The organism is Puia sp., from assembly GCF_036500295.1.
In the GTDB taxonomy this organism is placed as follows: Bacteria; Bacteroidota; Bacteroidia; order Chitinophagales; family Chitinophagaceae; genus Puia.
Genome location: NZ_DASYCH010000075.1, coordinates 1 through 25,754 on the forward strand (window position 1 = coordinate 1; position 25,754 = coordinate 25,754).

Sequence of the window (25,754 nt, forward strand, 5' to 3'; positions counted from 1 at the left end):
AGAATTGATCAGGTTTCGCGCATAATAAGTTTTTAGACTGTAAAATTGCGAATAGTTAGAATCGGTGTGGCTGTACTGATAATACGCCCGAGCCTCCAATCCCTTCCAGATACAGTAGCGCAGCCCTAGGTTGATCCGGTAGTCATTTAGATGAACGACATTATCCGCATTCCTCAGCTCATCCAGGGGCCTGTTATGCCAGTCCAGCAACTGTCCACCACCCACTGTATCAGCATAGGGTATTCGAAGTCCATTGGCCACAGGCAGTGGAGCTCCATGGGCATTCGCCAGTTGAGCATAGGGATACGTAACGTCGCTGATGCCTGGGTTATTCAAATAAGTAGTGCTGCCGGCAAAAACCAGGCTGGTGGTCAGCTCCAGTTTCTTTGGCACCAGCGTATAACTATTATTTCCCAGTAGCGTGATACGGTCATAATCGTTATGCGTCAGATTGGTCAGATTCCGGTCATAGCCCGCAGACAGGTAATACTGGTCCTTTTCATTGCCCCCGGAAAAGCTCAATGCATACTGGCTGTTCAGTCCGCGCCGGTAAAAATATTTGTTCAGATCATTCCGCGTATCTATCCGCCGCAACATGGATATCTGCGAATTGGCTTGTTCCTCCGTAAGCATACCCTGCTTTGCTTTGTTCAACAACTCCACCACCGGGGTTACCGCCAGATACTGCGGATTCAAGAGATATCCGGTATAATAGCCGTTATTAAACAGGAATTGCTCGATATCAATATAATCATTCGACGATAAGATCGGCAGGTAAAACAAATTCACCCGCTGACTCCCCGTCTGACTCGTCGTAAAACTGATCCGCTTCCCCTCACCAGCCTTCGCCTTCTTCGTCGTGATCACGATCACCCCATTGCCCGCAAACGCCCCCCAGATCGCGGCAGCCGCCGCATCCTTCAAAATCGTGATACTCTCCACATCCGCCGGATTGATATTGTTGATATCGCCGTTATACGGAAAATTATCCACCACGATCAGTGGATTGGGATTGCCATAGATCGTACTCCGGCCGCGGACGGAAATGCTGGCAGAATTATTCCCTGTCGATAGATTCTTATTAAAGATCACCCCACTCGTCACCCCATCAATATGATCCAGAATATTCGGCGCCACCCGGCGATTCAACAGATCATTGTCGACTTCATCAAACGACCCTGTCGTCCGCAGCTTCCGCTGATCCTGATATCCCGTATGCACCACCACCGCCTCCAACGTCCCCGCCCGCGACTGCATCTGAACCGTGATATCCTTCCCCGGCTCCGGCAACGCCATCTCCTTGTCCTCATAAGCCACCATGCTAAACACCAGATGCGCACCCGCATAACGGACCCGGATATCAAACTCCCCATTGTCCCTGCTCACCGCATCACCCTCCCCCACAACATGGATCGACACCCCACCCATGGGATCCCGGTTCTCATCATAGACCCAGCCATGCACCTGCCGGTCCTCCTTCGCCTTCGGTTTAATGGAAATAAAATGATTCGCCGTATTCAGCTCGTACAACAAAGGCTGATCCCTGAAACAAAGCTCCAACACCACCTGGATCGTCTCATTTGTGACGGAAAAACTTACCGGCCGGCTGATCTGCGGCCAATCACCCTCACCGACATACGTAAATCCCGTCTTGTCGTGAATATCATCCAGTACTTTTTGAAGGGGAGCATTCTTCTCGGTTAAAGAAATGCGAATAGCAGACTGACAATAGGCTAGTCGGCTTTTAATCAGGAATGGCAAGAGTAGACAGACAGTCAGTTTCAGCGACCTCATTAACCGAGTTGGTTTATATAACTAAAGTTACAGCCTACAAATCATGAATAAATATAAAATAAATACTTATTTCTTATTTACCCAGGACAGTAGGCTGTAACTGATGGACTCGGTTCAATGGTTATGGACAATATGCTCTAACGTGTGACTTTTACTATTTGGGAACTACCCGCATTTCCAACTGCGTTGAATCTAAAACCTAAAGGCTGAAACTGACTGAAATTCTCGCTCAAACCCTTCTCTCTCGATACAGACCCCGACACTTTCGCGCTCGAAGCATTTTGATCACATTGTATCTCAACGTTATAATACCGTGATAAAACGCGCATCACCACATACATGGACTCATTCGTAAACCGGAAATATCCTTTCTTCCACGCCATCACCTCATCTACATCAACCTTGCGAACATCGATATCTCCCGTTGAAGGATAAGCTATCACCGCCTGCTGACCAGGCTTTAAAATGGCCTTGTTCGATCCAATTTCCATCTCCACAGAGCCATCGATCAGCGTCGTCCTGCTCACCGGCTCATCGGCATACGCTCTTACGTTGAAGTTCGTACCCAACACATTCACCTCCGCATCCTTGATCAGCACCCGAAAAGGCCGCCCGCCTTTCGGTGAAACTTCAAAATAAGCTTCGCCCGACAACTCCACTACCCTCTCGGAGCCACTAAAGGTCTCCGGATATTTCAAGATGGAAGCCAAATTCAACAATACCCTGCTTCCATCCGCAAGAACCACTTCCTTTTGCGCGCCTCCACTCGGATTCACCACCGTCTTCGTCATCGCCGGCAATTCAGGCCGGTTATGCGCTATCTTCGACGAACCCTGCTGTGTATACCATATCGCCCCCGCTCCCAACAACACCACAACCGAAGCCGCAGCGATCCATGCTTTACGCGCAACCATAGAAACTGTCTTACCCCGGCTCAAACGCCGCAGAATAGACCGATTCTCCCCAGTCACCCCGATCAGCATTTCTTCTCCCTTCGCCGCACGATCCAATTTTCCTTCCAATTGCTTCCTCCATTCCGCCGCAGGGGTCAATCCCGCAACATCCCACTGCTCATGCAACGCCTCATGCTCATCCGCGATCTCATTCAACTCCTCCAGCGTCGCACCTCTCAGCCATTGCAAAAAAATCGCATATTCTTCCGGGGTATAATCCCCCTTGACGAAATGAGCGACAAATTGCCTGGCTTCCTTTAAATTCATAACATAAGGTGTTACTATATAAAGACACTTCCCGAACCTCCGGGGATACCTCGACCCACAAATTTTTTTAAGATTTTTTTAAGCCCGCAACCTGAAAGGTCTCAAAACTCGAAAAGAGAAAGAAAAACGAACAAAAGCACCGTCATCTCCCCATGTTCATTCAAATACTGACGCACAAACGCCGTAGCAGCATACAACTGCTTCTTCACCCCAGCCCTGGAGATATTCAGCTGAGTCGCGATCTCATCCAGGCTGAGACCATCATCTATGCTCATTTTCAACACTTTACGCCGCCCTGGCGGCAGCTTATCGATCGCCTCCTGGGCGATCCGGTAATATTGCTTGAACAAGATCTCACTCTCCAGGTCATCCCCCGCCTGCTCCGGCAACGCCTCCAGTTCCTTCACCTTCTGCTGCACCCTCAAACTCCGCAGATAATTAAAGACCACATTCCGGGTGACAAGAAAAAGATAACTCTTCACCGATTCCACCTTCGCCAGATGCCCGCGCTTCTCCCAGATCCGGACAAATACATCCTGGGTCAACTCGGCCAGACCGTCACCGGAAGACTCGAATAGACCAATGTATCGTTGGACATAACCGTAATAGCGGGTATAAAAGATCCTGAACGCATCCCGATCCCCCTGGGATATCTGCCTGAGCAGTTCTGGTTCATTATGGATTTCATCAAAAGGCACGGTTCTTCGATGTTGATTTGGAGGTAAAGCAATTCCCGGACACGAAAAGGGTTTCAATTGTCAACATAGTAATAAGGGGTTCTTCGCTAAAAATAACGAGATATTCCCGTCTGGCGACCATTTTCCCGGCTTTTTGGTGATAATTTTCCACCCAAACAGGCCCCAGGGTCTATCCACCTCCTCGTAATATCTATTTTATCATCCGCTTTTTTCCTTTTTCATCCGTGATCTCGATCGATACCACCGGATCGCTCCATTCCACAAAACGGCCCGACTGCGACAGAAAGGACTCCCCATAATGGAATTCCTCCCTTCGCACCTTCCCATTCCGAAGCCGCACGGCCGCCGTTTGATCCCCCGGCAGCAATGGGATCAGCCTGCCTCCTTTCCGCTCGCCGAAAACCATCAACGGCCCCCTGTTCTGCCCCGCCGCCAACATCACATGCCCCCCCGCCCCACTGATTTTCACAAGCGCCTTCCCATCCCCCGGAATATAGATCCCGCTTTGCACGATCGTCTCCGCACTGAACCCGCCTTTGCCATCCCCCTTCAGGAAAAGTCCGTTCAGAGCATCATACCGGCCCGAACTGACGTCCGTACCATAGTCATTGCCGTTAATAACGATATCCAGGTTCCCATCGTGATCGAAATCGCCTGCCACCATCCCGTTGAGCACCGACAACTGCGCCTGCATCGGCAACGGGATCATCGTAAACTTGCCGCCGCCATCGTTCCGGAACAGGCAACTGCGAAACTGATTCGCTTCCAGCACAACCGCTCCCTGCCGCTGCTCCGGCGTCAGGACCTCATCCATCGTCGCCACCGCATAGGATTTATAGGTGGGGAAACGCGTACGCATAGAGGTCATCTGGCGAAGAAGATCATCCCTCGAGATAGCCGGGAATTCACGGGAGTTCCCCTGCTGATCGGGTAAATAAAGGGACGGGATCATATCATAGACGCCGTTCTTGTCGAAATCCTTCCCATATACCCTGACAGGTTTTTCCTTCGTCCCCCGGTAATAGGAATTCAACCCAAGATTACCGACAACATAGTCGATATCCCCATCATTATCGAAATCTCCCGCGACAATGCTGTTCCACCATCCCCTCTCCTCACTCACCCCCGTCCCGGCGGTGATGTTCTTCAACACCCCATGATCATTGTGGAACACGGTCAGCGGCATCCACTCCCCTGCCAGCAAAAGATCGGGCCAGCCATCATTGTCGACATCGGTCCAGAGCCCGTCACAGACCATGCCGATCGATTGCAGCCCGGGCGCCACACCGGCCGTTACATTCGTAAACCGGACATGCCCGCCCTGCGATTCATTCCGGTATACAAAGCTCGACACCGGCCGCGGATAATGTCCCGGGTCCACCCTGCCACTGATAAAAAGATCGGGTTTGCCATCATGATCGTAATCGGCCGCACGCACACAGAATTTACTCGTAAAATTCTCCGGCAACGCATCGGGCTGCAACACAAAATGCCCCTTGCCGTCATTCAGATAGAACCGGTCCCGGTAAGCCTTGCTGTTCTCCTCATTCTCATAGCCGCCGCCGGCAATATAGAGGTCGGGATACCCATCGCCATTGGCATCGAAGAGCAGCAGACCTTCATCGTCACAGGTCTTCGCCAGCGCAACAGGGTCCTCCACGAGTTTCGATTGCACGAAGTTCCCGCCCTGTCCCTGCAGGAACACCTGCGCGCTGTGCCCGGCCGATCCGCCCACGATCATATCCTCCAGTCCGTTGCCGTCGATATCGCCAACGGCGATACCGGGGCCGTATTCGGAAAATTTATGGGGTAACAGTCGCTGAACGTTAAAATCAATATAATCCCGCTCCTCATGCCGGTAATGAATGCCAAGGCTGTCGGTAATGTTCCGGAACAATGCCCCGGAAGCAAGACCCGGCTTATCCGCCTCATACGGCATCCCCGCATTTTTTATATCCACCTTTACCACCTGGTCCACCGGCACGCTTCGGATCAGCTGCATCCTACCATTCGGCCATTTCACGACCAGCGAATCCACCACTCCTATCCGGCCAAGCCCGAAATGCGGAAGGTCGGCGATCGTCGATAAATATCCCCGGTAAGGGTTATTCTCATACACCTGCTGCCGGCCATGATCATAGTGGAGTTCCACCACCGCCCCAAATCCTTTCCGGTTCAGGCTGTCACCGGTAAGGGCCACCTCCAGAAAATGCGATTCATCCGGCGATTTCTCCCTCGCCATATTCCGGTACACCTGCGCCTCGTCGTTGATATTGTTGATGACGACATCGAGATCCCCATCCCCATCCAGGTCCGCATAAGCGGCGCCATTGGAGAATCCCGGCGTCGACAGCCCCCAGTCGCGGGATACATCGGTAAAGGTCAGATCTCCATTGTTGCGGAATGCAAAATTCCGGATGCGAACCTGTGGTATCTGATCGAGGATATACTGCTTCGACGCCAGGTTGTTGGACTGTTTCATGAACATGACAAAGTCATGATCCGTGATGTCCTTCGGATAACCGCCCGTGACGATGATATCCCGCTTGCCGTCATTGTCGAAATCGGCAACCAGCGGCGTCCAGCTCCAATCCGTTTCGGCGATCCCGCCAAACCAGCTGATCTCACTGAAAACAGGGTCGCCGATCGAATCCAAACCATTGACCCTCCTCCCCTGATTCAACTGCAGACTATTCCTGACATATTGATACTGATAGCCATAGTTGTCGGTGTTTTGATAAATAAGATAATTCGAAGCGTTGAGGAACATCTTCTTCCGGTAGTTATCCGGCGGGTTCATATCCAACTCCACTACATCGGGCAATCCGTCATTGTTGATATCCTGGATATCCTGCCCCATCCCATTGGCAGACGTATGTTTAAAATAGGTTTTCACCTCATCGGTAAACGTCCCGTCATGGTTGTTGATGTACAGGATATCGTCGCCGATAAAATCATTGGTCACATAAATATCCTTCCATCCGTCTCCATTGATATCGGCAATGGTGGCCGCATGCCCCAATCCCTCGATCGTGATCCCCGCCTGCCGGCTTACATCATGGAACACCGGATGTCCCAGGGAGTCATTCCGGTCATTCCGGTACAACCGGCCGGTGCTCGGAAAACTCCCGTCCGTGATCCTCGCCCGGAAAACATTGGCATTGTATCCCTTCGGGATCTCATTGACCGTTAGATACATGTCCAGGTCGCCGTCGTTATCATAATCGAAGAAGGCAGCCATCGTGGAATAGAGGGTGTCGGCCAAGCCATATTCCGCCGCCATCTCCTTGAAATGAGGCACCCCCTGTGCATCCACTCCCTGGTTGACATAAAGCAGATTGGTCCGCTGCCGTGGATCCGGCTTCATATTCGCACAGAGATAGATATCCGGCAGACCGTCATTGTTGATGTCGACGATCGATACGCCTCTGAACCACTCCCCATTACCGCCGACTCCCGCAACATCTGTGATATCCTCGAAGTGGAAATTACCCTTGTTCAGATACAGCTTATTCGGGACCATGTTCCCCGTAAAATAAATGTCCTGCAGCCCATCTCCATTGAGATCACCGATGCCAACCCCGCCGCCATTGTAGATATTGGTCATATCCATCGGGTTGACACTGTCGTTCTCGACGATCTTGTTATTGAAATGGATCCCGGACTCGTTAGGGTCCACCCGTTTCAACAGGGGGCTATGGCCCTTACACGCTGCAAATACAAGGATACAAAAGGCCGCCGCGGCCTGCGCGAGCCGTTTTTCAAATGCGATCATGAAAGAAATTTCAAGAAAAAAAACAACACTAAAAAATCAATTTACCCGGCCGGCCTCTTTTGTCTCGCCGCTCCTTTGTCCGGCCTGCCTCATTAATCCCGCCGCCCCTTTGTCAACTCAGCCTCATTTGCCCCGCCTGCCTCAAAAAAAGAGGCCGTCATAGAATAGACGGCCTCGTTGGAATGATTGGTATAAATGTACCCGTCTTAGTATCCGGGCAACTGTTTCAAATAGATCGTCCCTAGCGAATTCTCAGCATCGATCTGCTGCTGCGGGATCGGGAAGTATTCCGTCTTGCCTTCCGTAAAATGGACGTTCTTGTACATCGACGGATGCAGCGTAGCCTCTTTCGTCGCATAGGTGTTCAACACCGTCGTCATGTAACCCGGCGTCTGCACCTGCCAGCGCTGCAGATCGAAGAACCGGTGCCCTTCCATGGCCAGCTCCAGCCGGCGCTCCATGATGATCGCATACATGGCCGTCGTCTTACTGGTAAAATACGCGGCCGGGTAAGCCGCCACCTTGTAGCTGTCCGCGGGGACCGTCCCGTTCTTATAGGTATACGTACCCGGATCGAACGTTCCGTCCTTGTAGACCCACCAGGACGTCTTGGCGGCACGGGTGCGCACCTGGTTGACCAGGTTCTCCGCTTTCACCAGGTCAGGCGCCGATCCCTGCACATAACACTCGGCATCCCACAGCAGGACATCGGCAAACCGGATCAGGTTCACGTTATTGGACGACAGCTCCACATTGGCCCAATAGCTTTCGTTATCGGACAGCGTACCCTGCTGCGCCTTGGCATACACATTCTTCTTGGCATTGAAGTGACCGTCATCTGCCGGGCTGCGGATCCAGCTGTCGCCGGGATGCGGACCCCAGTCCAGATACGGAACTCCCGCCCTGCCGATCGCGATGTCGATTCGCGGATCCAGGTTGCCGACATAAGCGCCGTGGTCGGGATCGCTCACCCCCAGACCCGCCTGCCAGGTATAGTTCGTCAAAGGAAGACCGGTGGCATCCGTCTTATAGGCATTGGCAAGGTCCTGGCTGGGATTGTCAAATCCGCAGCAGGCTCCGGGACCACCCCCATACGGGAAGTTCAGGGCATCCCCATAGTTACCGTTACCGTTGTAGCCCAGGGCATCGCTGGCCGAGCCGTCATTTACCGACATCTGAGCGGCAAATACACTTTCCGAACTATTTTTAGCATGTGCGTCGGGATCAAAATTTGTCGAGTAATTATCCAGCAGGGCATATTTTTCTCCCGTAGCCGTGACCCCATTGGTGATCAGATCATCCAGCAAAGGCCTCGCCTTGTCATACTGGCCCTCGTACATATACACCTTTGCGAGGAAAGCCTGCGCAGCCCATTTATTGGCCTGGCCCGGATTACCCTGTGTAGCGGGGAGATTGGTCATTGCATACTGAAAATCAGCTTCGATCTTCGGCCAGATCTCGATGAAATTCCCCGATCCATCGACGTTCGGCACATTGACATTATTGTTCGGCACCGTTATGTTCTCATCGACATAAGGCGGATAATGAAACACCTTGCGCAGCTCGAAATGATAGAAGGCCCGCAGGAACAAAGCCTCTGCCTTGAACTCGACCGTGTCCGCCGCAGACATATCCTTCACCTGACGCATAACCCGGATAACGTCATTACTACGCTGGATGGCATCGTACATAGCCGCCCATTTGTTGCCCGGATAACTGTTGGTCGGTGTGGTCGACCACTGCAGCATCGGCACGATATCCCCCTGGTCGGAAGGGGTCGACCCCTTATAAGCATTGTCAGCGCATACATCCCCATAGGTCCAGTTCGAGGCCGCAGATCCCCAGCCCGAATTGTTGAGTCCCTCCCCATCGAGCCCGGAATAGGCGCCGACCAGGATAGCCGTCACACCATCCTTGGTAGTGACGATCTCGGGATTAAGTGTACCGATGGGCGGCTTGGTGAGAAATTTGTGTCCGCAGGCATTGAGCAGGATGACAAGCGTCAACACCCCCGGGATTATTAGCATTATTTTTTTCTGAAGCTTATTCATACAGCATGTATTTTTTCTGGATGGTAATAGATCCTTTTTTAGAACGTGAGGCTCAAACCGAGTACATAGGTTTTTTGATTGGCGGGATAGTTACCCAGGTCGATCCCGAAGTTGGTCTGATCGTCCAGGTTCGAACCTTGTAATTCCGGATCAAGACCCTTGTACGGCGTGACCGTGAACAGGTTGGCGCCCTGCAGATAGATCCGCAGTCTGTCGATACCCACCTTCTTGAGAAGGTCCGGGTTGATCGTATAACCCACCGTAAGTGCCTTCAGGCGCAGGTACGAACCCTTCTCCACATACCAGGAATTGATGGCGTTCGTGCTGCTGAATCCCGGTGAACCGGAGATCTTCGGATACTTCGGATTGAGATTGGTCGGCGACCAGCTGTTCTGGATCAGATCGGCGCTGACGTTCCCCTGAAACACCTGTGGGAAGTCGATCCAGTATTTTACATAGTTGAAGATATCGTTACCGTAGCTGCCATAGAAGAAGGCGGCGAAATCGAATCCCTTGTAGGTAGCGGCCAGGTTCAGACCATAGGTCAGCTTGGGGTTGGGATCACCGATCCAGGTCCGGTCGCTGTCCGTGATCGCTCCGCTATGATTGACATCGGCATATTTGAAGAGACCCGGCGCGGCATCCTGCTGGGTGGGCGACTTGTCTACGTCATTTTGATCCTTGAAGTAACCATCCACCTTATAGCCAAAGAACTGGCCGACGGATGCTCCTTTCTGCACCCGGGTAAAGGCCCCGATACGGTTCGAACCGGCATTGGTGAAGTTGTCATAATATTTGATCCCGGCCGGCAAGTCGGTCACCTTGCTCTTGTAATGAGTGAACGTACCGGTGATATCGAAATGGAAATCCCTGTTCACGGATCCATGATAAGTGATCGATCCGTCAAAACCGGTATTCTGGATATCCCCGAAGTTTACATACGGAGCCAACGCGCCGCCTGCCGTGTTAGGCAGCTGAGCGCGGTAAAGCAATCCGCTGACCGCCTTCTTGAACCAGTCCACCGTGATATCGAAATGCTTGATGCTGAGGTCGGCCCCGAAATCCGTCAGAATGTCCTGCTCCCAGGTGGTATTCGAGTTACCGATCTGGCTGGAATAGAAGCCCTGCATGCTGCTGGTGCTTGCCCCGGCCAGATCATAGTAACTCATGTACGCATTCTGGTTGAACAAATTGTAGGGGTTCGTATTGGGAACGTTCGAAAGACTGCCCGATTTACCCCAGCTGCCGCGCAGTTTCAGGTCATTGATCCAGGTGACATCCTTCATGAAGGCTTCCTGCGAAATGCGCCAGCCGGCCGACACCGAGGGGAACCAACCAACCTGTTTGCCCGGCGCGAACAGCGACGAAGCATCCCGGCGCAACGTACCACTCAACAGGTATCTGTCCTTGAACGCATAATCCAGCCGGCCGATATACGACCAGAGCGAGCTCTGGGCCGGCAGACCGCCGGTATAAGCATAGGTCAGGCCCGTATTGGCCTGGGAATTGGGTGCACCGCCATTCAACGTCCAAAAGTTAGGATCGGTGGAGAAATAGTTCGACCGGTTGGCCTGCAGCCCACGGTCATAGAATTTCTTGGACTCCGTACCGACCAGCACCTTGATGCTATGGTCACCGAAGGTCTGGTTGTAATTCAACGTATTCGTCCAGATCATGGTGCTGTTAAAACCCGCACCTTCCGTATAGCTGTTGGCCGCCGTACTGCCCTCGGCATTCTCATACGGAGTATAAGAGAAGGAATTGTAATAGTAATTGTCCACCGTACCGCCGATGCTCGTCCGTGCCGTGAAATGATTGAGGAAATCTACTTCGGCGAAAACATTACCGTTTATCTGCCAGTCATTCCCCTTGTTGTTCTTCTTACGCTCCTGATCCGCAACAGGGTTATTGGAGTTGTTGACGGTGAACGAGTGTGTACCCGCATAGTTACCCATGACATCATATACAGGGATCAACGGCGGGATGCGATAAGCATAGGAAATGGCGTTCCCTTCATTCTGGTTGGTGATCTGTGGATTGTCCTTGTAGAAGATATAGGCATTCTCCCCGACCCGGATATGATTCTTTACATTGAACACCGTGTTGGCCCGTACCGCATAGCGCTTGCTGTAGGTGTCGATCAGCGTACCCTCCTGGTTCAGATAGTTGAAGGAGAAATAGTAGCTTGACCTGTCCGTGCTTCCACTGGCCGAAATACTGTGCTGCTGCCAGGGCGCCGGTTTGAAGATCTCATGGAACCAGTCGGTGCCGATCTTATTGGTCTTCGTGATCTTGTTGTCCACGATATCATAGGTCGAAGGATTTTGCTGCGACGCATAATCCGGATTCACAAGCAACCCTAATGTCGGATCCGAAATGTAAGGAGTAGGCGTCAGATAATCCGGCAATGTGGGAGGTGCATAACTGCCGCCACCCTTGCCAAACCAAAGATTTCCCGGGGTATTCCCGTCATTATATGACTCCAGCCAAAGCACATCGGCGTAGTTCTGACTGCCGCCCAGGCGGAAACCATTCTTCAACGGCCGTTGTGTACCATAGAACCCATCATAGGTGATCGTGGCCTTGCCCTTACCGCGTTTCGTCGTCACGACGATAACCCCGTTGGATCCCTGCACTCCGTAGATAGCGACGGCGCCGGCATCCTTCAACACCTGGATCGATTCGATATCTGCCTGGTTGAGGTCATGCAGGCTTCCCTGCACCCCGTCGATGATCACCAGCGGATCGACACTCCCGATCGAGGTGATACCCCGGATCCGGATGTTACTTCCACCACCCGGCGCGCCCGAGTTGATGACCGTCACCCCCGCAGCCTGTCCTTGCAGCAGGCTCTCCGTTGTCGATCCGGGCACACTCTTCATGTTCTTGATATCCACCACCGCAACGGCGCCGGTGATATCTTTCTTCTTCTGCGCCGTGTAACCGGTGACGATCACGTCATTCAACGTGCTGTTGCTCTGAGCAAGGGAGATGTCTCCGATACTCGTCCTGCCCGCAACAGGGATCTGAAAACCTTCAAACCCGATCGCTGTGATGATCAGCGTCGGGTTCGCATCGTTTCCTGGTAATTTTAGTGTGAATGTTCCGTCTGCCCCGGTGGATGTGGCAGTCTTAGTGCCTTTTACCTGTACCGTCGCACCCAGTACCGGTTGATTGTCCGACTTACCAATGACCCTTCCGGTGATCGTCGTCTGGGCAAAAAGACTACAGCTTATAAGCAAAGCAAGGACGACAAGGCCATAGCCTTTGCAAGCTCCGTTAGTTTTGGATGGCATAACTTCGTGAGTAGTTTTTGAATGGTTACTAAAATCTTCGTCGAAACTACACCCAATGTAAACAAAAAATTGATATTATTTTAACAAATCCTTGTACTATTTTTAATGTTCCTTTAACTTTTCTCTTGCTAGTCCCTTCAAAAGCAACAACGTCGGCCCCTTCTTCCAGTCGACCGTGTCCTTGCTCAAAGATGGCCCCACCGAAAAATTTCCCAGCACCAGATCCATTCGCCCATCTCCATCCACATCCCCCGCATCCATCGTCAGCCACCGCCCGCTCCGTGCAGCCGGTACCGAATACGGAGTAAAGTTCAGGCCTCCCCGGTTCTCCAAATAGACAAAGCCCTCTTCCGGCCGCCGCCGGTAGTCGGCGAAATACGCGATCAACGCAATGTCCAGGTCCCCATCCCCGTCAAAATCCCGGGCAATCGCCTTGTAACATCCATTGATGGGGTAGAAGAACTTCCGGTAGAACCGGTTGTTCCCGTCATTTAAAAAGATATACACCCCATGATAAGGTTTCAGGACAACAGAATAGTCCGCATTGTCCCCACAGGTATAAATAATATCCGGGTGGCCATCCCGATTGATATCGGCCAGCTCGAACGAGGACGACCCATAAGCCGGCGGAAACCGCAACACCTCCCGCTCCTCGAACCGCCCCTGCCCCTTATTAGTATAGAGGAAGATCCCCTCTTCCCCCTGCGCGAACAACACCCAGATATCGGGACGCCCATCTTTATTGACATCCTGGACATACGCCTTTATCGCACCCGGCTGCGCCCGCAACACATGCCGGATAAATCCGCCCTTGCCGTTATCTTCCATCCAGGTCAATGCCCCTCGCAGATTGCCAAATTCACAAACCACATAGTCGGTCCGCCCATCCCCATTCATATCCGCCCCCGTCACCTGGACCGGCCGCGCAAGATCCCGCAGAAAAGGCATGCTGTCCATCCGCATCCGCCCCACCCCGTCAATATGCACCCTATAGGCATTACCAAGCCGGGCATTGTTGGGATTGATGTTACCGATATCACACGCAACCCCGGCCGTATCGCCAATCTGCATATCGACGATCCCGCCGCGGACAAACTGCGAGTCCAGTTTACTCCCCCGGGGATCATACCGGGAGACCACACCCGGGAACACCCTGCCCCCAAGGATCTGATGCCTCTTCCCCATCGTGTCGATATGCACAAAACAGGTGACGGGAGCAGTTCCGTCCTTGATCCATACCGGTTGAAAAAGGGCCGGCCTGTCCCGGATAGGCACATGATCCGGCTGCGGCGGCATCGAATCCGGTGACATCCCGGAATAATAATCGATGATGTCCTGCCATTCCCGGTCCGTCATCAACGGCCTCGACGGATAAGCCTCGGTCCCGACATACGGATCGAAAAGATAGGAAGGATACCGCTCCTTCTTGTATTGAAAGATACCCAGCCTCGGCCCCATGGCCGGCAAGACCCCCGCCTCCCAGGTCTTCTTGTTTAACAATTCAGGCACTGGTAACACATGACATGACTTACAGTAAAGCGACGCCAGCACACGGCCATGCCGGATGGAAGAATCCGCGATCACCAAACCGGCCGAATTATGCGCAGGGGATCGACAGGAGGACAGAAACAGGCAAACGACTGTTATTTTTTGAAGTATCTTCATTACTATGAAAAAGATTGCCTGGTCGATAGCACTGCTCCTGGTCACCGCGGCAGGCTGCCAAAGGAAGAGGTCGGCAGCAGAAATAAAAGATCACCTCAAGGAAGCGATGGCGGAAAAACTGCAAAAACAACGGCCGCCCAATGCGCCTCCACTGCATTTTAAGATCATCGACGTGATCTACTTCGAAGATGTCAAATACTATGACTGTGAGTTTACGATACAACTCCAGCGAACCAATGGCTCCGATACCACCGGAAAAGTAAGAGGAAGAGTGTCGAAGGATTTTACCACCGTCCTCAGATAAACCGGATGGCATTGTTAAACAATGCCATCCGTGATCATTTCATTCGCTAGCTGGTTGCCCAGGCCTTTTCACCCTTCTTATAATCGACACACCCCTCATACTTGCCCGGCACGGCGACATAACGCAAAGCCTTGGTCGCACCCGGCTCCGAAGTAAAGTACCCCCATAACGTTAATTCCTTCATCATGCGGAAGTAATGCGCCGGGTCGTCCTTCTTCTTCTTGTCGGTATACTCCTTTTGCTCCTTGTCCAGATCGACCAGGAGGTTATGACGCTGCTCCGGCGTGCACTCCATAAAGGACTTGCCGTTCTTCGCCTTGCAGGCGGCTTCCAGCTTCAGCATGCCATCGAGAAATATCTTCTGATCTGCCTCTGTATAGCAGTCCTTCACGATCCTGCCCATAAACTCACCCACCTTCGCTTCCTTGGCGCCCGGGGTATCCGTTGCCGGCAGGATGGTCTCCGAAACCTCGTCCAGGAAAGCGATATCATCGTTGGAGAAGTTGGTACCCGCTCCGCCGACACGCTTCTCCGGCGAATTGGTACATCCCGACAGAAAGGCCTCGGCGCCGATAATGGTTCCACCCAGTAACAGCCCAACCCGGGCCAATGCGTCTCTTCTATTCATAATGTTGATTTTTTTTGTGCCCCGGGATGGGTTTCACCGAAAATAACCCATCCCCGGTGCACGGCTTATGATGGGCCTTCGGCCGACGAGCCTGTGGCTCGTCAAAGGTCTCCTTTTTTTAATTCAGTCACGGCAAAATCCGCCGCCCTCGCCGTAAGGGCCATATAGGTCAACGAAGGATTTTGACAGGCCGACGAGGCCATACAAGCCCCATCCGTAACAAAAACATTCGGCGCATCCCAAACCTGGTTATGCCCGTTCAGCACACTGGTCTTCGGATCACGCCCCATCCGCGCCGAACCCATCTCATGGATGCCGTCACCCACCGGATGTCCCCGGTCCCACGAATGAACGCCCTTTACCCCGGCCGCCTCCAGCATCGCCACCGCCTCCGACTGCATATCTTTCCGCATCTTCTTCTCATTGTCCTTCAGCTCCGCATCCATCGACAGGATCGGCAAACCCCACTTGTCCTTCTTCTCCTTGTCAAGCGTGATCTTGTTCTCATGATAAGGAAGCAGCTCTCCAAATCCCGTGATGCCGATCGTCCACTGCCCCGGCTCCGTCAACGTCTCCTTCAACGTAGCGCCCACGCTCATCTCCGCCACATTCCGCTGCCAGCCTTCCCGGCTCGCTCCTCCCTGATAACCAAATCCCCGCAAATAATCGCGTTTATCGCCAAACAGGTTCGCAAACCGGACAATATATATTCCATTTGGTCTCCTGCCATACACATACTTGTCCTCATATCCCTCCATCACCCCGGCAGCACCGAGATTGTAGTGATGATCCATGATGTTGTGCCCAAGTTCCCCGCTGCTGCTGCCCAGCCCGCCCGGCCAGACATCCGTGGCCGAGTTCATCAACACCCAGGCACTGTTCAGCGCACTGGCATTGACAAAAACGATCTTCGAAGAGAAGGTATAGGTCTTGTTCGTTTCGGCATCCAACACCTCCACTCCCGTAGCTCGCTGCTTATCCTTGTCATAAAGGACACGGGTCACGATCGAGTACGGTCTCACCGTCAGCTTTCCCGTCGCCCGCGCAGCCGGCAGTGTCGAGGATTGCGTACTGAAATACCCGCCGAACGGACAACCCTCCCAGCAACGGTTCCGGAACTGACACTGGGTCCTCCCGGGGATCGGCGCCGTCAGGTTGGCGCTGCGGCCGATGATCATATGCCGCTGCCCCTTGAAATGTTCCTTGATCCGGGCCGCCACATCCTTCTCCACACAGTTCATCTCCATCGGCGGCAAAAAATGGCCATCCGGCAACTGCGGCAACCCTTCCTTACTGCCATTGACACCCGCAAACCGCTCCACATAGTCGTACCAGGATTCAACATCCTTATAGCGGATCGGCCAGTCGATAGCCCAGCCGTCTTTTTCATTGGCGCCGAAATCATGATCGCTCCACCGGTAGCTCTGCCTTCCCCAAAGGATCGATCGCCCTCCCAGCCGGTAAGCACGCCACCAGTTGAAAGGCTTTACTTCCGAATACGGACAATCCACATCCTTCGCCCAGGAATCGATCACGGCCTCGGTAGCCCCCCAGGTCCTGGCCATATAAGGCCGGTCCTTCAACTCCTGCTGCGTCACCTTGCCCCGGTGCGGAAAGTCCCAGGGGTCCATATTCGCCGTCTTATAATCCTTTATATGCTCATAGTTGGGCCCACGCTCAAGCATAAGCGTCCGAAGCCCTTTTTCGGTAAGCTCCTTTGCCGCCCAGCCGCCACTGATCCCGCTGCCGATAACAATGGCGTCATAACGGTTCTGCTCATCCGCCCGGTTGTTGATATTTAGCGTGTCCCCGCCCATGACTTACAGGTTGCCCTTTTTTAGTTCACTTACTGCATGATCCACGGCCCTTGCCGTAAACGCCATATAACTCAACGAAGGATTCACACAATTGGCCGAGACCATGAACGAACCGTCGGTCACATAGACATTCTTCGCATCCCACAGCTGGTTCCAGGAGTTCAGCACCGATGTCTTCGGGTCCCTCCCCATCCTTGCCGTACCCATCTCGTGGATCCCACGGCCGGGATAAGGATTGTCGCTCCGGCTCTTTACATTCTTCACCCCACAGGCTTCCAGCATCTCCACCGCATCGGCCTCCATATCCTTTCTCATCTTCAACTCATTTTCCTTCAGCTCGCAATCGATGTTCAGGACATTGAGCCCCCATTTATCCTTCTTCGTCTTGTCCAGCGTCACCTTGTTCTCATGATAAGGCAGTATCTCGCCGAACCCGCCGATATTCATCGTCCAGGAACCGGGTTCCGTCAACGCCTCCTTGTATTCTTTCCCGATGCTATACTCGGCGATCTGGTGATTATAGCCCTCACGGCCGCCCCCACCCTGATAACCGAAGCCCCGCAGATAATCGCGCTTGTCCCCGTTGATATTCCGGAAACGCGGGATATAGATGCCGTTTGCCCGGCGCCCGAAATAATACTTATCCTCATACCCCTCGACATGACCGCTGGCCCCGACACCAAGATGATGGTCCATCAGGTTATGACCCAGTTCCCCACTGCTGCTGCCCAGCCCGTCAGGCCAGATATCGGTGGCGGAATTCATCAGGATCCAGGCGCTGTTCAGCGTCGAAGCATTCAGGAAAACGATCTTCGCCTTGTATTCGTAGGTCTTGTTGGTCTCTGCATCAAGCACCTCCACACCCGTGGCCTTCTTCGTATCCTTATCATACAGGATCTTCGTAACGATCGACCAGGGACGCAAGGTCAGATTACCCGTCGCCTGCGCGGCCGGCAGCGTCGATGACTGCGTACTGAAATAGCCGCCGAACGGACAACCCAGCCAGCACTTGTTCCGAAACTGACAGCCCGGCCTTCCTTCGTGCGGCACCGTGATATTGGCTACCCGCCCGATGATCATATGCCGCATACCCTTGTAATGATCCTTGAGTCTCGCCGAGACATCCTTCTCCACACAGGTCATATCATAAGCCGGCAGGAAATGACTGTCCGGCAGATGCGCGATATTTTCCTTCGACCCGCTGATCCCGGCCCATTTCTCGACATAAGTGTACCAGGGTTCGATCTCGTGATAACGAACCGGCCAGTCGATCGCAATCCCTTCGCGCTTATTCGCCTCGTAATCGAAATCGCTCCACCGGTAACTCTGACGGCCCCACATCAGGCTCCGGCCGCCCGTATGATAACCCCGAAACCAGTCAAATCGCTTGGTCTCTGTATAAGGGCTTTCGCTATCCTTGCACCAGAAATCCAGGTTCCATTCGTTCAACGGATAGTCGCGCTTCAGCACCGGGTAATCCGCCTTCATCTGCTCCGTCGCCTTGCCGCGATGCGGAAAATCCCAGGCCTCCTTGTTCGCACTCGGGTAATCCTTAACGTGTTCGATATGCCGTCCCCGCTCCAGCATGATCACCTTCAATCCTTTTTGGGTAAGCTCTTTGGCAGCCCAGCCTCCGCTGATGCCGCTGCCGATGACGATCGCGTCATACGTATTGTCAGCCATAATCGTTACTTATTGTTTTGATGTTTTATTAAATATCGCAGATCTTCACCCCCGCCTCAAGAGAGTCCAGCTTATCCGCCTTCGCCGGTATGAATTCCTGCGCGACGAACCCCTTATAACCCGTAGCGGCGATCGCCCGCATGATCGCGGGGTAGAACAACTCCTGGGACTCGTCTATCTCATGACGTCCCGGCACGCCGCCGGTATGGTAATGCCCGAAGTATTGATGGTTGTCCGTAATGGTCCGGATCACATCCCCTTCATCTATTTGCATGTGATAGATATCGTACAGTAATTTGAAGTTCTCCGACCCCACCCGCTTTACCAGCTCGATCCCCCATTTGGTGTTGTCGCACATCTGATCCTTGTGATTGATCTTGCTGTTCAGCAATTCCATATACACCGTGATACCCCGCTTCTCCGCATCGCCCAATATATTCTTCAACCCGGTAACACAGTTCTTCAATCCCGTTTCGTCATCCATACCGGCACGATTGCCGCTGAAACAGATCACATTCTTATACCCCGCCGTGGTCATCATGGGCAGATATTTGGTGTAATTGTCGATCAGCTTGGCATGATACTCGGTGTGGTTCCAGCCTTCGGTCAGACTGATCTCCGCACCGTTACACATCGAAGAGTAAATGCCGTGCTTCTGCAGCGTTGCCCAATTCTCGGGCGGCACCAGGTCGATAGCACTAAAGCCTATCTGCTTGACGGCAACGCAAAGATCATCGAGCTGGATGTCGCCATAACACCAACGGCAGACAGAATGATTGATCGTACCCTTTAGTTTCAGTGCTTTCATATCGTGTGGCTTCTTATGTGACAGTAACAGGGAGACTGCGGCGCCGCCTGCACCAACGACCGCTGCCCCTCCAACGATCGTTTTGATGGCTTTACGCCTTGAAGATTTTTCCGCCATAGGTCGGTCTGAATTTTATTAAGGAAGGAATTTACGAAATGTTATTGATTAACAGCCAGCGCCTCGAGTCCACCGGCCTTTTTCCGGTTGCGCATATAGAACACGAGGATCGCAAAGGCAAGGATCAGCACCACGGGAATGACCATCGTGGTCTGCAGCACCTCCGGTCCTGCAGCCGACCTCGCCGCATCATAGGCCCTCGCCAGATCCGTCCCGGCCGGTGCGGAACGATAGGTATCCAGGCTGGCGCCCGCCGGCAGCTTACCGATCATCAGCCGGTCATAATACCCCCCCATGAACATCATATAAATGGAAACCCCGAACATCCCCGCCCCACCCATCAGGTTCAACCCGACAGCACCCGTACGGGGCATGTTCTCCGCTACAAAGCCGATCATACAGGGCCAGAAGAACGCAACCCCCAACCCAAAGATCACGGCGCCGGCAAAAATGGCCGTTCCCGTTAAATGGATCAGCATATAGATGCCAAGAGCCGAAAAAATAGCCGATAACAACAATACCCCCTGCGGCGCAAGCCGATGGACCACCGGACCCGCAAAAGCCCGGCCCAAAACCTGCATCGAAGCCACGAACGTAAGGATCAACAGCGAATTCTGCGTCACCGTCCGGAAAAGCACATCGGTCCATTGATTGGTAAACAACTCCGTTATCGCAGTCCCGAACATACAGATGATCATAAACAGGAATAGCGGATTGAACAGCGCCTTGTACATCTCATTGGTGCTGACACCGGCGGCAACCCGCTCGGTCACAGGGAATTCCAGCTTCGCAAACAGGTAACCATAGATCAGCGTCGGGATCAGCATCACCGCTACCTCCACCTGGGAAACCCAGTAGGGCAACTCCGCGGCTCCCGCAGCCAGCATATTGTTCAGTCCAAAAACCACCAGCGTCCCGATCACGATGCCCGCGGGGAACCAAAGATGGAAATGGTTCAGTTTCGTAGTCTTGTTCTTTGTAAAAAGCGAGGCTACCAGCGGATTACAAGCCGCCTCCACCGTCCCGTTGGCGATCCCGATCAGCAGGGTCGACAGAAAAAGGGTCCAGTATCCGTTCGCGAAGATCGTCAGCAGGATACCCGCAAGATGAAAGATAAAGGCGCCGACAAGCAGTTTCTTCATCCCGATGATATCGACGATGACCCCGCCGATGACAATTGCCAGCGGAAAACCCCAGAAAGCGGTCGCGGCGATAGTGCTCAGTTGGGAAGCATCAAGATGAAAATGAACGCCCTGCATGTTCAGGATACCGGCCCGGATGCCAAAAGAAAGAGAAGTTACAAGCAATGCCAGACAGCTGGCCGTAAATAGCTTATTGGTGTGGATTTCACGCATGGCAAGATCAGTTTTTAATTTTGCGACGGGGCGATTTGCGCCTGCCACCAGCACTTTTTGTCAACTGGACACAATGTAAATGTAATTTTTTATTTTTAATAAATGTATCCTAAAATTGCAATCGGCTTCACACACACATTTGCAATCAATTTCATATGAACAGAAAACTAAGAATGGGAATGATCGGCGGCGGAAAGAACGCCTTCATAGGTGCCGTTCATCGCATTGCGGCCAATATGGACGGACTCATCGAGCTGGTTTGCGGAGCCTTTAGCAGCCATCCCGATAACGCACGCGCGTCCGGAAGAGACCTCTTCCTCCCGGAAGACCGCATCTATCTCTCCTACGAAGAGATGATGGACAGGGAAAGCAAGCTCCCCGCGGATAAAAGGATGGACTTCGTAGTCATCGTAACGCCCAACCATCTGCACTTCGCCCCGGCGATGCTCGCCCTCGAAAAAGGTTTTCATGTAGTGCTCGACAAACCGATGACGTTTTCGCTCGACGAGGCAAAACAACTAAAGAAAAAAGTGGAAGACACCGGTCTTCTCCTCTGTCTGACCCATACCTATTCCGGCTATCCCATGGTCAAACAGGCCCGCCAGATGATAAAGGAAGGGGTCTTCGGAAAGATCAGAAAGGTCTACGTCGAATACCCCCAGGGCTGGCTCAGCCGGCTCTCCGAAAAGGACGGTAGCAAACAGGCCGAATGGCGCACCGACCCGAAACGCTCCGGCAAAAGCGGCGCCATGGGCGACATCGGAACACACGCCGCCCACCTCGCCGAATATATCAGCGGTTTGAAAATAAGCCAGCTCTGCGCCGATCTCAACATCATGGTCCCGGGCCGCGCCCTCGATGACGACGGCGGCGTACTCCTGCGCTTCGACAACGGCGCCACTGGCGTCCTCTTCGCCTCACAGGTCGCAGCCGGCGAAGAGAACGCACTGAAGATCCGCATCTACGGCGAGAACGGCGGCATCGAATGGGCACAGCAGGAACCCAACACCCTGTTGGTAAAATGGCTCGACCAGCCCACACAGGTCTATCGCGCCGGCATGGGCTACCTCGGCTCCTATGCCAAATTCAATACCCGGACCCCCGGCGGGCATCCCGAAGGCTATCTCGAAGCATTCGGCAATCTCTACCGCAATTTTGCCGTCACCCTCATGGCCCGCATCGACGGCGCCACCCCGCCAAAAGAAGCCCTCGACTTCCCCTCGGCGGAAGACGGGGTTCGCGGCATGGCCTTTATCGACAACCTCATCCGCAGCAACGAAAGCAAGGAGAAATGGACACCATTCACCATCTGATAAACACAATGCTTCTCAAAAAATAATTGTCATATGCAAACATTAAAAGGACCCGGCATCTTCCTCGCCCAGTTCATGGGTGACCAGCCCCCCTTCAACTCCCTCGCCTCCATCTGCAAATGGGCGGCTTCTCTCGGCTACATCGGCGTTCAGATCCCCTCCTGGGATAGCCGCCTTATCGATCTGCAAAAGGCCGCAGAAAGCAAAACCTACGCCGACGAGATAAAAGGGATCGTACAAAACGCCGGTCTACAGATTACCGAACTGTCCACCCACCTCCAGGGACAACTCGTAGCCGTCCACCCCGCATATGACAGTCTCTTTGACGGCTTCGCCCCCGCCACCGTACATGGCAACCCGAAAGCCCGCCAGGAATGGGCCGTCCAGCAATTGAGATACGCGGCAAAAGCTTCGCAGAATCTCGGCCTCAATGCCCATGCAACGTTCAGCGGCGCCCTTCTCTGGCCCACGGTATATCCCTGGCCCCAGCGCCCCGCCGGTCTCGTGGAAACAGGCTTCAAAGAACTGGCGGCCCGCTGGCTGCCCATCCTCGACGAGTTCGATCGGCACGGCGTCGATCTCTGCTACGAGATCCATCCCGGCGAAGACCTCCACGACGGGATCACCTACGAGATATTTCTTAAACATACCAACAACCACCCCCGCGCCTGCCTGCTCTACGATCCCTCGCATTTCGTCCTGCAATGCCTCAACTACCTGGAATATATCGACCACTACCACGAACGGATCCGCATGTTCCACGTAAAGGACGCAGAGTTCAACCCCACCGGTAAACAGGGCGTCTACGGCGGCTACCAGGGATGGGTCGAACGCGCAGGCCGCTTCCGCTCCCTCGGCGACGGCCAGGTCGACTTCAAAGGTATCTTCAGCAAACTGACGCAATACAACTATAAAGGCTGGGCCGTACTGGAATGGGAATGCGCCCTCAAACACCCGGAAGACGGCGCAAAAGAAGGCGCACCATTCATAAAAGAACACATCATCCGGGTCACCGAAAAAGCCTTCGACGACTTCGCCGGCACCGGCAGCGACGAAAAATTTAACCGTTCTGTGCTCGGGTTGAAATAAACCTGCCTAACTTCGGCTCACCAAAGAAACTAAATCATGACTAAACAGCTAGTAGCCGCCCTCTCCTGCGCCATCCTCATGGCCGCCTGCGGCGGTTCAGGAGACAAGAAAGCAAGTGATGCAACGGCAAAAGACAGCGCCACCACGCCCTCCAGTTCGACAACCACAAACGCGGCCGCGGATAAAGCCCTCGATCTCATCGGCGCCAGCGACTGCACCACCTGCCATCGGCTGAACAAGAATGTCGGCGGCGCATCCATCGGCCCGGCCTATAGCGACGTCGCAGCAAAATACAACCCCGCGGCAGATTCCACCGTCGACCGGCTCGTAAAAAAAGTCATCACAGGCGGCAGCGGCATCTGGGGCACCGTTCCCATGACCCCGCACCCAACCCTGAAACCGGAAGATGTAAAGACCATGGTTACCTACATCCTGACCTTAAAATAATAGTCGAAAAAACAACAGGTTCACCGATATGAAAAGATTAGCACGTCACAGGCTTGGCATTCTCCTGCTCGGCCTCACCATCTGCACCATCGTCTGCAGCTACTGCGACCGCTCCCACTCCGACCGCTTTGCCAAACCGAGCGTGCTCATCTTTTGCAAGACCAATGGCTATCATCACGCCAGCATCAGCACCGGCATCGCCGCCATCACTAAACTGGGACAGGAAAATGGCTTTGCCGTCGACAGCACCACCGACTCAACGCGGTTCCGGGAAAAGAACCTGAAAAAATACAAGACACTCATCTTCCTCAGCCCCACCGGCACCGTATTCGGCCCCGAAGAAGAAAAAGCCCTCCAGGCCTATATCCACCAGGGCGGCGGATTCGTCGGCATCCACGCCGCCGCGGACTGCGAATACAACTGGCAATGGTATGGAGATCTGGTAGGCGGCTACTTCAAGTCCCACCCCCGCCCACAGGAAGCAAAATTCATCATCGTCGACAAAGACCACCCCGCTACACAGGGATTACCCAACCCCTGGACGCATTTCGACGAACTGTACAACTACAAGTATTATGCGCCGGACATCAAGGTCCTCATAAAGATCGACGAGACTTCCTATAGCGGCGGCGAGAACGGCGAAAACCATCCCATGGCCTGGTATCACCCCTTCGAAGGCGGCAGATCCTTCTATACCGCATTGGGCCACACCGACGAAGCCTGGTCTGACCCGATGTTCCTGCACCATGTGCTGGGCGGCATCCAATATGCAATGGGGAAAAAATAGCTAAAATCTCTTCACATAAGAGAGCCCGAACGACCCGTTATTGTAGGTCGGCATGACCACATTCACCACCTCGGGGTTCTTATTCTTGCCAAACAGCTGCTGCACCTTGGGATACAGCCAATAGGCGATTCGCGTAGACGCAATACCCACACCCGCACCCGCTATCACATCACTCATCCAGTGCTTGTCATTGTACATCCTTAACATCCCCGTGGCCGTCGCCATCGCATAACCCGCGATACCATACCAGGGCGAGACATCCTTGTACTCCAACCGCATGAACTCCGCCCCCACAAATGCCTCCGCCGTGTGCCCCGACGGAAACGAAGCCCGATCCGACCCATCAGGCCGCATCTCATGCGACCAGCCCTTCACCGAGAAAACCGTTCCGTTTGCAATAACATTCGCCATCAGCAGGATGATCGTCCTGTCCTTGAAATTATGCGCTCCATGAATACCCGCCGCATTCAACGCATACACCGATAAGGTAGGCGCAAACATCAGATAATTATCCAGGTGAAAAGGCTTGTGTGGATTGTCCTCCCAGACCTGTTCCTTCACCTCCCCGTTCACCTTTTGCAACGTTCCGTTATGCACCGCCGTCGCGCCATACGCGATCATCGCCGCAGGCAGAAAAAGACTATGAAAGGGAAAGGGCTGTTTGTACGTGGCCGCCAGATGCCAGTCGATCTTATGGGGCACCGTGTCGCGCGCCGATCCCCAGGTCGGGGTAATGCTCACTTCCTTGATCGTATCCGGGACGACTGACCCTTCATTCTCTCTTAAATTCTGTGCCGACGCCAATTGGCACACCCAGGTCAGGCATACTGCTACGGTTACGAGTTTAATCATAGTGATGTATTCTTTAATGTTTAGTTTTGAACGGCATTCCATGTCTCGGGGAACT

General features: G+C 53.4%; 18 protein-coding genes. 5 read left to right on the plus strand and 13 right to left on the minus strand.

Features of this window, described 5'->3' with window-relative positions:
- The 7 genes from VGM48_RS14740 to VGM48_RS14770 form a co-directional block, all read right to left on the minus strand.
- A partial coding sequence (locus tag VGM48_RS14740) for a TonB-dependent receptor plug domain-containing protein (RefSeq protein WP_331580383.1) occupies window positions 1–1,761 on the minus strand: 1,761 nt, incomplete at its 3' end.
- Between the two features lie 170 nt (window positions 1,762–1,931).
- Window positions 1,932–3,014 (minus strand): FecR family protein, encoded by a 1,083-nt coding sequence (locus VGM48_RS14745; RefSeq protein WP_331580385.1) that lies wholly within the window; start codon window positions 3,012–3,014, stop codon window positions 1,932–1,934.
- Window positions 3,015–3,115: 101 nt separating this feature from the next.
- Window positions 3,116–3,712 (minus strand): RNA polymerase sigma factor, encoded by a 597-nt coding sequence (locus tag VGM48_RS14750; protein ID WP_331580387.1) that lies wholly within the window; start codon window positions 3,710–3,712, stop codon window positions 3,116–3,118.
- A 190-nt stretch (window positions 3,713–3,902) separates the two neighbouring features.
- Window positions 3,903–7,487: a VCBS repeat-containing protein gene (locus VGM48_RS14755; protein ID WP_331580389.1), complete on the minus strand. Its 3,585-nt coding sequence runs from the start codon at window positions 7,485–7,487 to the stop codon at window positions 3,903–3,905.
- A 206-nt stretch (window positions 7,488–7,693) separates the two neighbouring features.
- The gene (locus tag VGM48_RS14760; protein ID WP_331580391.1) at window positions 7,694–9,514 is read right to left on the minus strand and encodes a RagB/SusD family nutrient uptake outer membrane protein; all 1,821 of its coding nucleotides are present in this window, start codon (window positions 9,512–9,514) and stop codon (window positions 7,694–7,696) included.
- Window positions 9,515–9,576: 62 nt separating this feature from the next.
- Entirely contained in the window at window positions 9,577–12,834 is a 3,258-nt protein-coding gene (locus tag VGM48_RS14765) for a TonB-dependent receptor (RefSeq protein ID WP_331580393.1), read from the minus strand.
- Window positions 12,835–12,936: 102 nt separating this feature from the next.
- Window positions 12,937–14,499 (minus strand): VCBS repeat-containing protein, encoded by a 1,563-nt coding sequence (locus tag VGM48_RS14770; RefSeq protein ID WP_331580395.1) that lies wholly within the window; start codon window positions 14,497–14,499, stop codon window positions 12,937–12,939.
- 4 nt (window positions 14,500–14,503) lie between these two features.
- On the opposite strand from VGM48_RS14770, the gene VGM48_RS14775 reads away from it, so the two are divergent.
- Window positions 14,504–14,803, plus strand: coding sequence for a hypothetical protein (locus VGM48_RS14775; RefSeq protein ID WP_331580396.1), 300 nt, complete (start codon window positions 14,504–14,506; stop codon window positions 14,801–14,803).
- 46 nt (window positions 14,804–14,849) lie between these two features.
- Here the strand turns inward: VGM48_RS14775 and VGM48_RS14780 are convergent, their stop codons facing one another.
- The 5 genes from VGM48_RS14780 to VGM48_RS14800 form a co-directional block, all read right to left on the minus strand.
- Entirely contained in the window at window positions 14,850–15,431 is a 582-nt protein-coding gene (locus VGM48_RS14780; RefSeq protein WP_331580398.1) for a gluconate 2-dehydrogenase subunit 3 family protein, read from the minus strand.
- A gap of 101 nt (window positions 15,432–15,532) precedes the next feature.
- Window positions 15,533–17,248, minus strand: a complete 1,716-nt coding sequence (locus VGM48_RS14785; RefSeq protein WP_331580400.1) for a GMC family oxidoreductase — start codon at window positions 17,246–17,248, stop codon at window positions 15,533–15,535.
- 3 nt (window positions 17,249–17,251) lie between these two features.
- Window positions 17,252–18,931 (minus strand): GMC family oxidoreductase, encoded by a 1,680-nt coding sequence (locus tag VGM48_RS14790; RefSeq protein ID WP_331580402.1) that lies wholly within the window; start codon window positions 18,929–18,931, stop codon window positions 17,252–17,254.
- Window positions 18,932–18,959: 28 nt separating this feature from the next.
- On the minus strand, window positions 18,960–19,739 hold the full coding sequence (locus VGM48_RS14795; protein ID WP_331580404.1) for a hydroxypyruvate isomerase family protein: 780 nt from the start codon (window positions 19,737–19,739) through the stop codon (window positions 18,960–18,962).
- 158 nt (window positions 19,740–19,897) lie between these two features.
- Window positions 19,898–21,211 carry an MFS transporter gene (locus VGM48_RS14800; protein WP_331580406.1) on the minus strand — a complete coding sequence of 438 codons (1,314 nt, stop codon included), beginning with the start codon at window positions 21,209–21,211 and terminating at the stop codon, window positions 19,898–19,900.
- 155 nt (window positions 21,212–21,366) lie between these two features.
- Here VGM48_RS14800 and VGM48_RS14805 point away from each other — a divergent pair, with 155 nt between their 5' ends.
- From VGM48_RS14805 to VGM48_RS14820, 4 genes are read left to right on the plus strand one after another with little or no spacing between them, the layout of a single operon-like run.
- A complete protein-coding gene (locus tag VGM48_RS14805; RefSeq protein WP_331580408.1) occupies window positions 21,367–22,524 on the plus strand; it encodes a Gfo/Idh/MocA family oxidoreductase in 1,158 nt (385 codons plus the stop codon).
- Window positions 22,525–22,557: 33 nt separating this feature from the next.
- On the plus strand, window positions 22,558–23,613 hold the full coding sequence (locus VGM48_RS14810; RefSeq protein WP_331580410.1) for a sugar phosphate isomerase/epimerase: 1,056 nt from the start codon (window positions 22,558–22,560) through the stop codon (window positions 23,611–23,613).
- Between the two features lie 36 nt (window positions 23,614–23,649).
- Window positions 23,650–24,060, plus strand: a complete 411-nt coding sequence (locus tag VGM48_RS14815; protein ID WP_331580411.1) for a c-type cytochrome — start codon at window positions 23,650–23,652, stop codon at window positions 24,058–24,060.
- A 28-nt stretch (window positions 24,061–24,088) separates the two neighbouring features.
- Window positions 24,089–24,847: a ThuA domain-containing protein gene (locus VGM48_RS14820; protein WP_331580412.1), complete on the plus strand. Its 759-nt coding sequence runs from the start codon at window positions 24,089–24,091 to the stop codon at window positions 24,845–24,847.
- Here the strand turns inward: VGM48_RS14820 and VGM48_RS14825 are convergent, their stop codons facing one another.
- On the minus strand, window positions 24,848–25,699 hold the full coding sequence (locus VGM48_RS14825; protein WP_331580414.1) for a phosphatase PAP2 family protein: 852 nt from the start codon (window positions 25,697–25,699) through the stop codon (window positions 24,848–24,850).
- Between the last annotated feature and the right edge of the window lie 55 nt (window positions 25,700–25,754).